This is a genomic window from Streptomyces canus (assembly GCF_030815415.1).
In the GTDB taxonomy this organism is placed as follows: Bacteria; Actinomycetota; Actinomycetes; order Streptomycetales; family Streptomycetaceae; genus Streptomyces; species Streptomyces canus_F.
Genome location: NZ_JAUSWW010000001.1, coordinates 528374 through 541546 on the forward strand (window position 1 = coordinate 528374; position 13173 = coordinate 541546).

The 13173-nt window shown below is 67.2% G+C and carries 19 protein-coding genes and 4 pseudogenes; 11 read left to right on the forward strand and 12 right to left on the reverse strand.

Features of this window, described 5'->3' with window-relative positions:
• Positions 1-232: 232 nt before the first annotated feature.
• Complete coding sequence (locus QF037_RS02405) at positions 233-589, reverse strand: ATP-binding protein (protein ID WP_373463647.1); 357 nt, start codon at positions 587-589, stop codon at positions 233-235.
• A gap of 41 nt (positions 590-630) precedes the next feature.
• On the opposite strand from QF037_RS02405, the gene QF037_RS02410 reads away from it, so the two are divergent.
• Both QF037_RS02410 and QF037_RS02415 read left to right on the forward strand, forming a co-directional pair.
• Positions 631-930, forward strand: a complete 300-nt coding sequence (locus tag QF037_RS02410; protein WP_307037817.1) for a hypothetical protein — start codon at positions 631-633, stop codon at positions 928-930.
• A gap of 652 nt (positions 931-1582) precedes the next feature.
• On the forward strand, positions 1583-1879 hold the full coding sequence (locus QF037_RS02415) for a hypothetical protein (RefSeq protein WP_307021329.1): 297 nt from the start codon (positions 1583-1585) through the stop codon (positions 1877-1879).
• 23 nt (positions 1880-1902) lie between these two features.
• Here the strand turns inward: QF037_RS02415 and QF037_RS02420 are convergent.
• From QF037_RS02420 to QF037_RS02430, 3 genes and pseudogenes are all read right to left on the reverse strand, one after another.
• Positions 1903-1992: pseudogene (locus QF037_RS02420) on the reverse strand (transposase); the annotation flags it as partial.
• 176 nt (positions 1993-2168) lie between these two features.
• A complete protein-coding gene (locus QF037_RS02425; protein ID WP_307021331.1) occupies positions 2169-2546 on the reverse strand; it encodes a hypothetical protein in 378 nt (125 codons plus the stop codon).
• A gap of 265 nt (positions 2547-2811) precedes the next feature.
• On the reverse strand, positions 2812-3426 hold the full coding sequence (locus QF037_RS02430; protein WP_307021332.1) for a response regulator transcription factor: 615 nt from the start codon (positions 3424-3426) through the stop codon (positions 2812-2814).
• A 108-nt stretch (positions 3427-3534) separates the two neighbouring features.
• On the opposite strand from QF037_RS02430, the pseudogene QF037_RS02435 reads away from it, so the two are divergent.
• Positions 3535-3849, forward strand: a pseudogene (locus tag QF037_RS02435) (MerR family transcriptional regulator); the annotation flags it as partial.
• 143 nt (positions 3850-3992) lie between these two features.
• On the opposite strand, the pseudogene QF037_RS02440 reads toward QF037_RS02435, so the two are convergent.
• A pseudogene (locus QF037_RS02440) lies at positions 3993-4322 on the reverse strand (RNA-guided endonuclease InsQ/TnpB family protein); the annotation flags it as partial.
• Positions 4323-4579: 257 nt separating this feature from the next.
• Here QF037_RS02440 and QF037_RS02445 point away from each other — a divergent pair.
• Positions 4580-4741, forward strand: coding sequence for a hypothetical protein (locus tag QF037_RS02445; protein WP_307021334.1), 162 nt, complete (start codon positions 4580-4582; stop codon positions 4739-4741).
• A gap of 29 nt (positions 4742-4770) precedes the next feature.
• Here QF037_RS02445 and QF037_RS02450 read toward each other — a convergent pair whose 3' ends face one another.
• Both QF037_RS02450 and QF037_RS02455 read right to left on the reverse strand, forming a co-directional pair.
• A complete protein-coding gene (locus QF037_RS02450; RefSeq protein WP_307021335.1) occupies positions 4771-6768 on the reverse strand; it encodes an alpha/beta fold hydrolase in 1998 nt (665 codons plus the stop codon).
• A 108-nt stretch (positions 6769-6876) separates the two neighbouring features.
• Entirely contained in the window at positions 6877-7332 is a 456-nt protein-coding gene (locus QF037_RS02455; RefSeq protein WP_307036942.1) for a YybH family protein, read from the reverse strand.
• 113 nt (positions 7333-7445) lie between these two features.
• On the opposite strand from QF037_RS02455, the gene QF037_RS02460 reads away from it, so the two are divergent.
• Both QF037_RS02460 and QF037_RS50835 read left to right on the forward strand, forming a co-directional pair.
• Positions 7446-8099, forward strand: a complete 654-nt coding sequence (locus QF037_RS02460) for a TetR/AcrR family transcriptional regulator (protein WP_307021336.1) — start codon at positions 7446-7448, stop codon at positions 8097-8099.
• 201 nt (positions 8100-8300) lie between these two features.
• The gene (locus QF037_RS50835; RefSeq protein ID WP_373463648.1) at positions 8301-8561 is read left to right on the forward strand and encodes a transposase; all 261 of its coding nucleotides are present in this window, start codon (positions 8301-8303) and stop codon (positions 8559-8561) included.
• Here the strand turns inward: QF037_RS50835 and QF037_RS02465 are convergent.
• From QF037_RS02465 to QF037_RS02485, 5 genes are all read right to left on the reverse strand, one after another.
• The gene (locus QF037_RS02465; RefSeq protein WP_307021338.1) at positions 8487-8966 is read right to left on the reverse strand and encodes a hypothetical protein; all 480 of its coding nucleotides are present in this window, start codon (positions 8964-8966) and stop codon (positions 8487-8489) included. The genes QF037_RS50835 and QF037_RS02465 overlap by 75 nt on opposite strands.
• Positions 8966-9598: a hypothetical protein gene (locus QF037_RS02470; RefSeq protein ID WP_307021340.1), complete on the reverse strand. Its 633-nt coding sequence runs from the start codon at positions 9596-9598 to the stop codon at positions 8966-8968. The genes QF037_RS02465 and QF037_RS02470 overlap by 1 nt, the downstream gene beginning before the upstream one ends.
• A gap of 134 nt (positions 9599-9732) precedes the next feature.
• Positions 9733-9906, reverse strand: a complete 174-nt coding sequence (locus QF037_RS02475) for a CsbD family protein (RefSeq protein WP_307021341.1) — start codon at positions 9904-9906, stop codon at positions 9733-9735.
• Positions 9907-9997: 91 nt separating this feature from the next.
• Positions 9998-10192 (reverse strand): hydrophobic protein, encoded by a 195-nt coding sequence (locus QF037_RS02480; RefSeq protein ID WP_307021343.1) that lies wholly within the window; start codon positions 10190-10192, stop codon positions 9998-10000.
• 117 nt (positions 10193-10309) lie between these two features.
• A complete protein-coding gene (locus tag QF037_RS02485; protein ID WP_307021344.1) occupies positions 10310-10522 on the reverse strand; it encodes a hypothetical protein in 213 nt (70 codons plus the stop codon).
• 372 nt (positions 10523-10894) lie between these two features.
• Between QF037_RS02485 and QF037_RS02490 the strand changes: the two genes are divergently transcribed.
• From QF037_RS02490 to QF037_RS02510, 5 genes and pseudogenes are all read left to right on the forward strand, one after another.
• Positions 10895-11101, forward strand: coding sequence for a hypothetical protein (locus QF037_RS02490; RefSeq protein ID WP_307021345.1), 207 nt, complete (start codon positions 10895-10897; stop codon positions 11099-11101).
• Between the two features lie 85 nt (positions 11102-11186).
• Positions 11187-11588, forward strand: a complete 402-nt coding sequence (locus QF037_RS02495) for an ANTAR domain-containing protein (protein WP_307021347.1) — start codon at positions 11187-11189, stop codon at positions 11586-11588.
• Positions 11585-11683 (forward strand): annotated as a pseudogene (locus QF037_RS02500) (PRC-barrel domain containing protein); the annotation flags it as partial. The gene QF037_RS02495 and the pseudogene QF037_RS02500, both read left to right, overlap by 4 nt.
• A 53-nt stretch (positions 11684-11736) precedes the next feature.
• Positions 11737-12096: an ANTAR domain-containing protein gene (locus tag QF037_RS02505; RefSeq protein ID WP_307021349.1), complete on the forward strand. Its 360-nt coding sequence runs from the start codon at positions 11737-11739 to the stop codon at positions 12094-12096.
• Positions 12097-12139: 43 nt separating this feature from the next.
• Positions 12140-12967: a ribonuclease BN gene (locus QF037_RS02510; RefSeq protein WP_307036944.1), complete on the forward strand. Its 828-nt coding sequence runs from the start codon at positions 12140-12142 to the stop codon at positions 12965-12967.
• The last annotated feature ends 206 nt before the right edge of the window (positions 12968-13173 follow it).

A 13173-nucleotide genomic window follows, 5' to 3' on the forward strand; every position in this document is an offset into this window, starting at 1 on the left:
CCGGTGAAGCCGGTGCCGCTGAAGCAGTGCAGTCGTGTTGTCTCGGTGGCCGCATCGCTCCTGTCCAGGAGAGAGCGGATATGCCGGAGGCGCTACAGGTGGCCGGCCTTCGCCCCTGATGCGCGGACGCCACCCGGCCGTTGTGCAGCTGGCAACCAGGTACGGAGTGCGGGTCGGTGTTCCGCGAGGTTGCCCCGTGGTGCCGCACGCTGACCTGTCCTGCGTTCGGGCGCTACCGAGCCGTGCGGTTTCGCCGGATGGCCGGATCCGCGTCGGGGTCGTCGGACAGGGCGATGCCGGCGGTGATGCGTTTGCCGACCGGCTCGCGGTGCGCCGCGAAACTCTGGGCGACGGCCATGACGATCTCCAGGCCCTGCTGGCCCACCCGGCCGGATTCCGCAGCCCGCGCCAGGGGCAGGGACGGGCCGCTGTCCCACACGGTCTCTTCCAGCCTGGCACCGGCAACACGAAGCTCCAGCAGGGCAGGCCCAGGGGCGTACTTGGGGGCGTTGGTGACCAGTTCACTGACCACCAGCTGCGGAACGTCCATGGCACGCGCCGAGACCGGCAGGCCGTGATCGGCCCGCATGCGGCTCAGAACAGTCGGCCAGCAGATCGCGCGCCTGAGCGATGCAGGAGAAGTCCCCCCGCAAGGGCTGCGGCCGTCTGCAGCGCAGTCGTGCCTCCCGTCGCATCGCCCTCACCCTGAGGCATCTGACCTGCTGCCACGACCGAGAGGAGGTCGGGGAGTACGCGCCGGGCAGCCGACGCCTGGCCCTGTCCGCCGGAAACGCACTGCTCTTCCCGCGCCGGCGCAGGACGGCCGGTGCCTGCGGCTCGGCTCGGCGCAAGGCGGCGTACAACGCCGGCCAGGCACTCATCAGCGCCGCAAGCAGAGCAGCAGCAGAAAGGATCAACAACATGACGTGAGCCCACGCCGGTTGGCTAGAGATGGCGGCCGTGGTGGCCAGTACGCAACAGCAGCAACGCTGCTGCCATGAGCAGACGCTGGTGCGGTCGTTGCTGTCTCATGCGCTGCCATCCGGGCCGTGACGGGATTGCCATCCTCATCATGATCGACGCCTTCATACCGTAAGACACCGGTAGACGGCTTTTGCCGACCCCTTGTGAATGGCTGGTGATACAACCGCTGGATCTCGCCCTGACACCTGCCTGCCTGCCCAGCGCGCCGGCCGGCCCGACAGGGCACCAGCGGCTCGGGCTCCCTCCAGCTGTGCCGCTTCGGCTACCCGCCTGTACTTGGCACGCCTCTGCCCGCCCACCATCGGGCTCTCCACCCGGACCCGCGTCGAAGAGCTCTGCGAAACCGCGACCGCTGCCAGGCCACACAGCGGCCAGAAGAAAGACGAGAAGGCGGCGATCGACCTCCCCAGGCTTCCCGCCGCACACTCGTCAGCCTCCGGCACATTCCCCCGAACGCGCGTTCCATGCCGGAAGCCTTAGCAGGTCCACTGCCGTGCGCGGCGCCACCGCGCACGGCATGCGCACTCCGCCGTCCGGCCCCATCCTGGTAGACGGCACCATCGGCTGCACAGGCCGACCATCCCCTCCGGGAGGTCCTGTGATCCTGCTCGCCCTGCTCGTGCCCGCCCTGATGCTGGCCCTCCTCTTCGCCATGGACGCGCTGGAGAATCTCCTCTTCCCCCGCCCCACAGCGACACACGACGTGACAGTAGCCACCGACGCGTCCAGCCGTGACAACCAACAAGAGGTGATCCAGCCACCCGCCACTCAGCTCCAGGTAGGTTTGGTCCCCGGTCCGTCGACCACCGAGGCCGACATCGTGCGCGACGGTCTGACGTGGGCGTCGGTCGGGGTGGAGGGAGTGGCACCTCGCCGGCGGCCTACCTCACCCTGAACACGCACATCAGCCACACCACTCAAGTGCGACCACACACCCTCGACGGGGTTGAGTTCGGGTGCGTACGGAGGCAGTTGGCAGACGGTCAGCCATAATCGGGCGGCGATCAGCTCGTGCAGCCTTCACCAGCTCACCGCGTTGGTGACGACGCGACTGAAACGGATACAGTACCGCCCCCGCCTCATCGAAGATCTCATCGCCAAGACCGGGCTCGACCGGACCGTGTTCAAACCGTCGGTCGGGTCTCGTGTGGACGAGGCCCGACCGATGGTTTCTCGATTCCCCTTTACGGCGCGATATTGAAGGTCTGGGTGAGCTTTGTGCCGGGAGGCCGCTTGATGGTGAGGGTCGTGCTGTACGAGTCCTCTTCACACTCGACCTTTGCGGTGGCCTTGGTGCCCGCGCCCGAGGGGATCTTCTTGAAGGTGATCTTGTAGATTCCGTCGTCCTCCACCCGCGGCTGGGCGTCGACGCCGACTTCACCGTTCTTCGCCGTTATCGTCACCTGGAGCGGAGCGGTATCGTCCTCGCAATCCTGGACCGTGCCCGTGACCACGACCCTCGGCTTCGCCGGATCTGCTCCTGCCTGGCTCGCTCCCGCGATCGTGGCCACCCCTGTCAGAGGGAGCACTGCCGCGAGGGCAACAATGACGCGCTTGCGCATGACTTCTCCTAGGTGTGAGACCCAGCTGCAGAGGCTGCGAATGGCGGCGAAATGCTGCGACGAGAATGCAGCGAATTCCTATGGAGTCATCACCGCTCCACATTCTCGGAGTGAATGCAGATTCGCCGGTTCGGTTCGCTGTTCCGGTTGATGCAGCGACCGGACTTTCTGTACAAAGATCTGGCATCGGCCGGTGTGGGTCAAGGGGAACGATTACCCACGACTGCAGGGCAGAACTACCCACAGCCGCCTGCTCGGAACGCCTCTATCTCTGCTCTGTGAGGCCGTTTTCGACCGCGAGTCGGGTGAGGTCGGAGCGGCGGCGGGAACCTGTCTTCTCGCCGATTCGGTCGAGGTGGGACTGGACCGTGTGCTTGCTGATGCTCAGCTGGGCGGCGATCTCGTGGTCGGTGGCGCCGTTGGCGAGGAGCTGCAAGATCTCCTGCTCCCGGTCCGTGAAGTGTGGGGAGCGTCTGAGCAGGTCGCCGACGGGCGCGCACACGTAACTGCGGCCCGAGCCCACGACCCGGATCGCCGTCAGTACCTCTTCCGCCTCGGCCTGGCGGCTGAGGTAACCGCTAGCACCCGCCCGGATCACCCGGACCGCGTCGATCTGCGGAGAGGACGACACGACGATGACGGCGTGCCCCCGCTCTCGCAGCTCCGCCACGGCCGCGACGAGCCGCGGGGCGGACTGCTGCACGTCCACCAGGACCACCTCGGCGCCGCGCAGGGTGCCGTCCGCACTCTCGATGGAAGGCGCGGCGGCGACCAGATGAAGGTCGGGAGCCGTGCCGATCAGCTGGGAGACGCCATGCCGGAAGACGGGGCAGTCGCCGACGACCGCGATACGCACTGCCACCTCGGCGCCAGCGCCCATGGACATCTCCGATCTCGCCTCACTGCCTAGCCCTCAGCCTCGGCGGACCGGGAGCCAGCAGCGCGTCGGACTAGCCCGTTCGAGGTCGGGGCCGAAACCCGCCGCCGATACGTACGAAGCCCCCTGCTCGCCTCGGAACGCAGCCCCAGCGGCCAGCGGCAGTACCCGGACAGCGCGGTCGACCGCGTCCAGCTGATCCAGCAGTTGTACGCCGCCGGGCTGCCGAGCAAGTCGATCGCGGATCTGCTGCTGTGTGTCGTGAACGGTGAGGCCACGCCAGAGCTGATCGACCGGCTTTCGGCGGAACGGGATCGCATCGATAGCCGGATCGGCGATCTGGTGGGCGCCCGGAACAGGCTGGGCGCCGTGATTGCCGCCGCCACCGCGAACTGGCGAACAGGCCAACACTGCCGACTCCAGTAACCAGCATGCCAGGCTCTGCGGGTGGGGACGGAGATGCCCAGCAATCGCCGATTGATGAGCAAGATCGGTAAGGAGCGGCGCGCGGCTGGATCGGCGCCGGATCATGCACTTGACTTCCTCCCCCTCGTGAACGAGGGGGATTCCTACGGCTCGCGCCGTGGCGTTTTCTGCTTCACCGCCGACTGCCCCGTCCGGGAGGACTCCCGTTGAGGTCTTACACCGGCTCCACAGACAGACACCGCCAGCCCGGCGGCCAGAATGTTCTTCGCCGCGTTCACGTCCCGGTCATGGACCGCGCCGCATTCACACGTCCACGTGCGGACGTTGAGCGGCAGCTTCGCCCGGATCGTGCCGCAGACACCGCACAGTTTCGAGCTGGGGAAGAAGCGATCGACGACCACCAGTTCCCGTCCCTACCAGGCGCTCTTGTACTCCAGCATCGTCCGCATGTCGCTCCACGCCGCATCCGGCAGCAAACACCACCTGATCTGCGACGGACGCGGAACTCCGCTCAAGGTCATCACTACCGCAGCCAACGTCAACGACGTCACCCAAACCCCGCCCTGGTCGACGGCATCCCACCCGCCGCCGGCCGCCCCGGCCGTCCTCGCATGCGCCCAGAGGCCCTGCTCGGAGACAAGGGCTACGACTCCAATCCGAACCGCGAAGAACTCCGCAAGCGGCGGATCCTGCCTGTATCTCCCGCAAGGGCGCCCCGAACATCCAGGGCATGGGCAAGCTCCGTTACGTCGCGGAGCAGACCTTCGCCCTGCTCCACCACTTCAAACCACTCGCCGTTCGATGGGAACGCCGCACCGAACTCCACGACGCCTTCGTCTCTCTGGCCTGCAGTCTGATCTGCTGGCGACTCCTCAAAAGGACCCGCTCATGATCGTGTTACGAGCTCATACTCCTACGGACTCAAGAGCCCTTGTGCATCGCCGGTGTGCGCCAAATGCGGTCCGGCCACCTGCGGAAGTGCTCGACGCACAGCAACCCAAGATTCGCTGCCGCACCCGCACCGACTATGGCTGCAGCAGGCGCCAGGAGACCGGAAAGCGCGTAACAGCCGATCCATGCCCCGAGGAACGCCCCGCAGACCGCGGCCACCAACCCTGCGCGCCGCATCTGGGATGAGCGCTCATTACGGGTCCAGGCCAGATAGGCGCCGAGGCCTACCATCAGGCCCGTCCCGGGCACGATCACGCTCGCGCTGGCCACGAAGTCATCGGGACCTACCGTCCAGATCAGCAGAACCCCCAGCAGCCATCCGCCAAGGCCAAGCGGGATCACGGTCCCGGTTCGTACCCAGACACTCGCGCGGGGACCGAAGCCGCCGCGCCTGCGCGACCAGCGTGCGATCACGGCAAGCAGAGCGAGGCCGAGGGTTGCGCCTGCCAGGGTGGCTCCGATCAGTAGCTTGGCCACCGTGGACATGCTCCACGGGACGGCCTCGAAGTTGACGGGCCTCCTGTCGAACTGGGACCTGTCCGCCCTGCCGGTGTCGAAGAAGGTGGTCAGTAGACGTTTTCCGGCTTCGGGACGGTGCTCCCAGAAGTCGGCGGTGTGGCCCAGCCCGGGCAGGATCACCTGCTGTCCCCGGGACAGGGCGGGCAGCAGTTCGTCGGTGGCCAGTTGCGCCGGGGTGGAGAAGTCGACCTCACCGCTGACGAGGAGGGTTTCGACGCCACTGGGCCGCATCTGGCGATACTTGGCGTTGTCGGGGCTGTCCGGCCATACCGTGGACAGACCGGACTCGCCGGCCCACAGGAAGTCGGTTGAGGCGTTGCCCAGGGTCGAGCCCGGATCGCCACCGCTGTCGTAGTAGCGCTGTGCTGCTGGTCCATCGATCATGGCGAAGGAAGCGAACTCGCCCCAGACGATGGCATCCGGCAGTGTGAGGTCACCGAGGACAGAGATGGCCCACAAGGCGCCGGTGTCCCGGCTGAGGTAGGCGTCGATGACGGTCGGAGCGTTGTTCGGTGCCGAGGCCGGACCGTTGCGATGCATGGCGTACTGGCTCAGAACCCGGACGTTGGTGTCCTTGATGCGGAAGGGCCCCCAGCGTTCAGGGATCTCGCCGGCGGTCTTCCGGATCGATTCGGCGAGGTCGGATGTACGCGCGGCGCAGGCGTCGTCGTCGCACAGCCGTGTGTACTGGGCGAACTGCGCATCGGTGATGCGCGGGTCCCAGACGAAGTGTCCGGGAGTATTGACCGACACCATCGCGGAGCGGTGCAGCACCGCCGGGTGCCGCCAGGAGTAGATCATGGCGGTGCGTGTTCCAGCACTGGAGCTGAGGAGGTTGATCTGTGAGTAGCCCAGGGCGGTACGGGCCGCTTCCAGATCCTCCACCCGCTGGAGAGCGGAGTAGCCGGTGAGGTCGATCCCGTCGTCGGTGAGACGGTCCGCACACAGTTCGAACGCTTTGGTCGTGGCAGGCAGTGTCTTCGATCCCGCGATTCCGTCGGCGGACTGCATGACCGCGGTGACCTCGGGGCAGTCCAGACGGCGCGATCCATCGATGCCCCGGTAACCGACCAGGACCACATCGTGTTGGCCGGTGAGCCGGCTTGCCTGCGGGAAGTCCATGTTCGTTCCTCCGGGGCCGCCGCCCAGTCGGAAGATCGGTTCCGCGGGATCTGCGGAAGTGGCCCGGACGCGAGTGACGGGAAGTGCTATCAGCTCGGACTTGGGGTCGCGCCGGTTCTCCGGGACGGCGAGTGTGCCGCAGTCGGCGGCGACGGTTCCGGCTTCGGTGTCGTAGTCGCAGGGGCGCATGGTGAGCGACCCGGAGGCGGCCCCCTCGGGTACGGACAGGAGATGTTCTGGCCGCAGCGCCAAGTAGCAGAGCAACACCAGGAGTCCGCCGGTGACCACGAAGGCGAGCAGGGGCCGCCATGACTTGAGAAGTGTCATTTCGTTTCCGTATAAGTGCGCGCGGGCTCGAGCTTTCCCCAGGGGAATGTACGACGGGCATTGGCGTGTGGGGTCGTCTCGGGTGGTTCGGACCGTCGGGGAGCCCTGTCAGCCTCGCTCCCACAGCGGCAACCGGAACATGGCGTAGGTGAACTTGCCGCTGATACGTCCTGCGGTGTCGAAGTGGAACACGTCCACGCCGTGCCACTGCATGCGGCCGCCGTAGCGCGCACGGGCGAACAGGCGCAGTGGCAACGGCACATGACGGCCGGACTCTCCGCTCATGTCGAGCCGGCAGGCCCAGCGGATCGTGGCGCGCCGGTTCGGCTCGTCGACGATCTTGTCGTACACGGCGAAGTGCATGGTGCCGTAGCGCCCGGCGAAGTGCGGCTCGAACTCTTTGCGGATCGCCGCGATGCCACGTCGCTCCGGAAGGTGGCCGGGCAGGTACACGGCGTCGTCGACGAAGAAGGACATGACCTTGTCGAGATCGGGGCTCGGCTCATTGAAGGCGGCAACGAAGTCGTCAATGGTCTGACTGAGGTTGGTCGAGGTGGCGGAGATGGTCTTTCACTCCCGGAAGCGCGATGGGTTGTCGGATGCCGAGACATTAACAGAACACCCGTCCCTTAACAAGAGATGGGTGTTCTGTTAGATCTGGACTAGGATGAACGGTCATGTCAGCGCCATTCCAGCGGGCTCGACGCCCTGATCAGAAGGACCAGCGCCGCGAGGCCATCCTCACCGCCGCTCGGGAGCTCGCCGAGCGCTCCGGCGTGGCCAGGGTCAGCCTGCAGGACATCGCCACCGCGGTCGGACTCGCCAAGTCCAACGTGCTGCGCTACTTCGGCACGCGTGAGGAGATCTACCTGCATCTGCTGATGAGCGCGGGTTCCGAGTGGGCGAGCGTGGTCAGTGCCCGGTTGCAGGAAGTGAGTGGGACCGAGGCAACAGCCGGCGTTCTCGCGGATGCCTTCGTGGACCGGCCGCTCTACTGTGATTTGACCACGCACGCGGAGACGATGCTCGAGCACAATGTGTCCGTGGAGGTGCTAAAGGTCTTCAAGAGGTGGGCCATCGACACCTACTGGGCGATCGGCCAGCGCATCTCCGCCGCCTGCCCGGAACTGACCCCCGCCGATGGCGCCGCACTCGTGATGACAGCCAGCGCTTTCGTCGCGAAGCTGTTTCCCATCACGCGACCGCCTGAGGCGCTGCGTGAACTGTACGCGCGCGAGCCGGAAATCGCGGGGGCGTTCCCGCCGTTTCGCCCCACACTGAAACGCATGGTGGCGGCCACTGCAGCCGGCCTGCCTCTGGTGCGACAGTAGACGACTGAAAGGGTGTCAACAGGCGGTGAATGAGATCCGGTTGCGGCTGTGAGGTCCGCGAGCCGGGACCGCGAACGGCAGCTGGCTGCGCAAGACGATCCTGCCCCTACTTCGAACAGGCCCAGCACACCAACCTGAACCTTCCCCTTGATCGTGAACACCTGGAGACTGGGACGTGAGTTCCAGAGGAAGTAGTGCCAGGTGGGAAGTAAGAGCAACCGCAGCAGGCGGTACACGGAGGAGTTCAAACGGGACGCAGTCGCTCTCGTGCGTTCCTCCGGGAAGACCGTCACCGAGGTGGCCCGGCAGGGAGGGGCTGAGTGCTTCAGCAGCACACAGCCGCCGCGGTTTCCTGCGGCGGCTGTGCTTCCTGCTGGGAGGACGGTGTCACCGGCCGGCGGTCGCCGCCATGTGCAGCAGCCGTTCGGTGATCTCCCGGTACTGCATGAGCGCGACCCGTAGTTCCTCGGTCTGCGCTTCGGTGTCCTGGCCCTGCCAGCCCGATCGCAGGACGCGCCGCTGCTCTGTGAGGGTGTTCGTGAAGTGGGTGGCGACTTCGTCGAAGACGCTGTCGGCTTCCTCCACGGCCTGGCGTGGGCTGTCGACGAAGGTGTTGAGGGCCTGTTGGAGGCGCAGGTTGAGCTTGTCCCGTTCGCCCTGCGGGAGCATCTCCGGCGTCGGCTTGCGATCGGGGCTGGAGCGGCCGGCGTCGGCGCCGTTGGTGGCGGGTTCACGCGGGTCGTGAGCAGGATTGGTGACAGGCGCCTGCGGGGTCCGCTGGCTCTGCGGCACCTGCGGGTTGCGCGGCGCCGAGGGATCCGGGCTTCCGGGCTGGGATTGCCGTGCGTGTTCGGCGTTCTGCGACATCAGGTGTTGTTTCCCTTCACGTGGGGTCGGTTCAGTGCCCATGGCGCGTGGCCGTTGCCGTCGCGGGACTGAGGAGTCTGCGAGCTGCCCTGGTCCGGGTCGGCAGGTTGTTCGGCGACCAGTGCCTCGAAGAGGCTTCGGGCTTCGACCATGGCCTCCCGCATCTCCTCGGTGCCGCTCTGTCCGCGGGCGGCCGTGTGCATGCTGCGGTAGCCGTGGACATGGGCGGGGTGGTGGACGGAAAGGGCGGCGAACTGCTCCTCGAACTGCTCGCCGTCGGGGAAGCCGCGGTCCCTCGCCAGGCCGGCAAGGAGTGCGTCCGCCTCGATGACGGCCTTCTGCGGTGATTCGACGAACCGCTCCTGGACGTCGGCCCACTGAGCCCGGTACTGCGCGCGGGCCTCGGGCGACAGCAGCCGCTCATCGAGGGAGCCATGCTGCTTGACGCGCTCGCCGAGTTCCTGCTCGGCCGCCTTGGTGTCGCCACCGTGGTCGGCGACGGCACGGTCGTACTCGGGTCCGAAGCGGTGTTTGAGCCCGCGTCCTCCGCCGGCCCGGATGCGCCCACGTCCGACGACGAAGAGGACGACGGCCGCGATAACGATCACGGCGATGATCACGATGGTGAGCATGGCGGCCTTCTCTGGCTCTCGGCTCGTGGAGTGTTCGGCTTCATTGCCACTCCCGTCATTTCCTGTGAGCTGATTCCGCGTTGGCCTGCCGGGTGGCGGCCACGCGACGTGGGCACCACCCGGGGCATTTGTGGTCAGTGCTTGAAGGCGTCCTTGGCCTTGTCACCGGACTGCTTGAGGTTTCCGGAGACCCGGTCAGTCCTGCCTTCGCGCTGCAGTCGCCGGTTGCGGGTGGCCCGGCCGACACGTTCGGTGAACCGGCCCTTGAATGCCTGGGTCTTGTGCCTGATCGTCTGTCCGAGGCTCATGGCTGTCCTCTGCTCGTTCTGGATGGGCTCTCGCGCGTGATCGCCGTACAGGCCACCGTCCCGGAGGGCGGGAGAGCGCCTGGTGTGTGGGCTATCCGCGACTGCGGCTGTACCGGCGGCCGCCGCTACGGCGTCCACCGCCGCGTCCGCCACTGCCGCGCCCGCGCATGGCGAAGCCGACGATCCAGACGACGAGGAGTACGGCGGCGACCCACCAGAGGGCCTGCATGGTGAAGCCGAACCCGAACACCACCAGGATCAGCAGAAGGAGAAGAATCCAAAGCATTGCCGGGCCTCCAGATCGCGGGAAGTTCCTGAGTTCCGCGGGGTCCGGGCGAAGCGGGAAGGTGGAATGCGCCGACCGAATGATCCGGAGTGGCATAGCCCTACGCCGTGCTGTCAGTCAACGCCCGGCAACCTCCCTTGTCAACATGGTGTCGGCACAGGGGAGTTCTGCGAGCGGGGCAGGGGCCGCCGGGACGAACGGAGCCTTTGCAGGAGGGTCGACCGGCTCGGCCGGCGCCGCCGGCAGGATGCGGTCTTCCCACCAGGACAGGCCCATGACGGTGGCGAGCAGAACGAAGGGGACAGAAGCCGGAACGATCAGTACGTACATGCGTACCGCCTGCGGTGGCTGCGTGCGACGCGGCGGGCAGCGGAGGGGGATGCCCGCATGGGGCGCATCGGTGCGGCGCCGGGATCGAGTGGCGACGGCGGGGGCGGCCCGTTGGGGGCGGGGCGGTTCCGGCACTGATGCGCGGGGTGCGCCCTCGAAGGAGCGCGAGAGGTGTTCGACGCTGCCGGGGGCTCGGGCCGTACCGCACACGCTAGCCCTGACCGCACTCCCCGGACAGACGGCAAGTGGCCATCTGTCCAGGCGGAAGACCGTTACCTGGGGCGCTATCCGCAGTCTCTGGGCAGAGCTACGCTGTTCGAACAGGCCCCGGCCCCCGGCAGCGACGCTTTGTTCCGTTCCGGGAGGCCCGCCGTGTTCGTTCTGCTTCTCGTCCTGATCTTGATTCTGTTCGGCAGCGGCTTCCTCAATCCCCTCTGGTGGTGGGCCGCGGCGGTGCTCGTCTTCGGTGCCACGCGGCACGGCCGGGACCGTCAGGAGCGCTGGGACCGTCGCTACAGCCATCGGCACCGGGCGCGCTGGAGGCGCGAGGACCGCCGGGACTACGAACGCCACGGGTGACCGATGAAGTTGCACCCGAACATCCAGAGGTTCCGGGACGGCTTCCGCCCAGCCGGACGCACCGAAATCGTCGAGAGGTAGTGCCATGTACCGCACAACCATGCTTCCGGAGAACTGGTGGGATCTGAGGACCGAGGCCGAGGCGGGGAATGCCGCGACTCAGGATGTCGTGGCGCTGCGCGCCGAGATCGAACAGCTGCAGCGGGCGCTGGCCGGCCGTATGGTCATCGATCAGGCCTGCGGCATGGTGATGGCCCTGGCTCCCTGCCGCCGCGGGCCGGCCAGGAACCTGCTGATGGACATGGCACGAGAGTGCAACACCAAGCTTCCGGACGTGGCTGCAGCCGTGGTCGCCGCCTGGGAGGGGGCGCCGCTCTCGCGGCTGATGCAGAGGGCACTGCGGCATGCACTGCGGCGGCTCTACGCAGAAGACCGGGGGTGCGACTCGCGATCGGCAGATGAGCTGTCCGGAAGGGGAGGTCCGTGATCCACGCAGCCGATGTCCGTGAGTGGCGCAACTGCGACGTCGTCGACAGGGAAGGTCACAGGGTCGGTGTGCTCGAAACAGTCCATGTCCTGACCGCTGATGGACACGATGACTGCCTGGAGAAGGACTTCGTTGTGAGGTATGCACCATGCACCAGCTGACCACCCCCCGCGAGGACCAGCCGTTGTTCACGGCTGTGACGTCGTTGGGGGACGCGGACCTAGCTGTCGAGGTTCTCGAACTACGCGTCAAAAATGAGCAGTTGAGCCAGGCGCTGGTGAGTCGTGCGGTGATCGACCAGGCCCGCGGCATGGTGATGGTCCTGGCGCCGTGTTCCAGTGAGCGAGCCTGGGACCTGCTCGTGGAGGTGTCGCAGCGCTGCAACGTCAAACTCCGCGACGTGGCTGCGGCCCTGGCCGCCACCACGAAGGGCCAGGAACTGCCCGAGGCGATACGGCGCGAGTGGCGTCGCGCGCTGCGGCGCCTTCACGCGCTGGAGCGGCGGTGACCGGATCATGCGTTCACGGCTGTCGGTGATGGCGCCCCATGTGATGGGCGGCCTGGATACCGAAGGAGTCTTCCGGTGCCGGGTGTTCCGTGATTCGCCGGCCGGGCGGGGATGGCGGCGGAGCCGAGAGATCGAACTCGGGCCGAGGGCGCTGGGCTTTGCGGCGCTCGGCTTCCTCACGCTGGTGCCCCTGCTGATCGTCGTCTCCGCAGCCGATCCGGAGCAAGGGCGAGGATTCGCGCAGTGGCTGGGGGACGGGCTCGGTGTGTCGAGTGCCGCCAGGGAGGAGGTGGGGAAGCTGTTCCCGCGGCCGGGCCAGGTGCTGCAGACCACGACTGCTTTCGGCCTTGCCGCTCTCGCTGTCTTCGGGCTGAGTTTCGGGGCGGCGGTGCAGACCGGCTACGAGAAGGTCTGGGAGCTGCCTCCGGCCCGCTGGTACGCGAGATGGCGGCACGTGCTGTGGCTCGCCGTGCTCGTCGGGTCCCTCTACCTGACCGCCACCACCACCCTGTGGCGGCATTCACCGGTCGGCACGCTGGCCGCGACACTGAGCGCCATCCTGTTCTTCTGGTGGTCTCAGCGGATGCTGCTGGGCGGGCGGATCGCCTGGAGCGCCCTGCTGCCGGGCGCGGTGGTATCGGCGCTCGGGCTGCTCGGTCTTCGGGTCTTCTCCCGTCTCGTCTTCTCACCGCTGATCGCGTCCAGTGCCGTCGCCTACGGTCCCTTCGGAACCGTTCTGGTCGTCCAGTCCTGGCTGGTCGGTGTGGGCGTCGTCGTCTACGGCGGTGCGCTGGCGGGCCGCCTGCTGTACGAGGAACTCCCCCGCGCGGCACAGGCGGTGAAACAGCGGGCTCGGCGGCAACGATCCTGAAGGCCAGGACAACTCCCCTTCCTTCTTCACGCTCGGCATGCCGAGCGGTACGCCGCGCAGTCGGAGGCCGGTGCGGCACAGGGCTCGGCCCTCCAGGCCCATGCCGGACGACGAACTATGAACCATTCTGTCCCGTCCAGGCTGCGCTCGTCCGCTGCGCACATCAAATGCCCGGCCCGGGGCACTTGGGGGCAGTGGACGCGTAT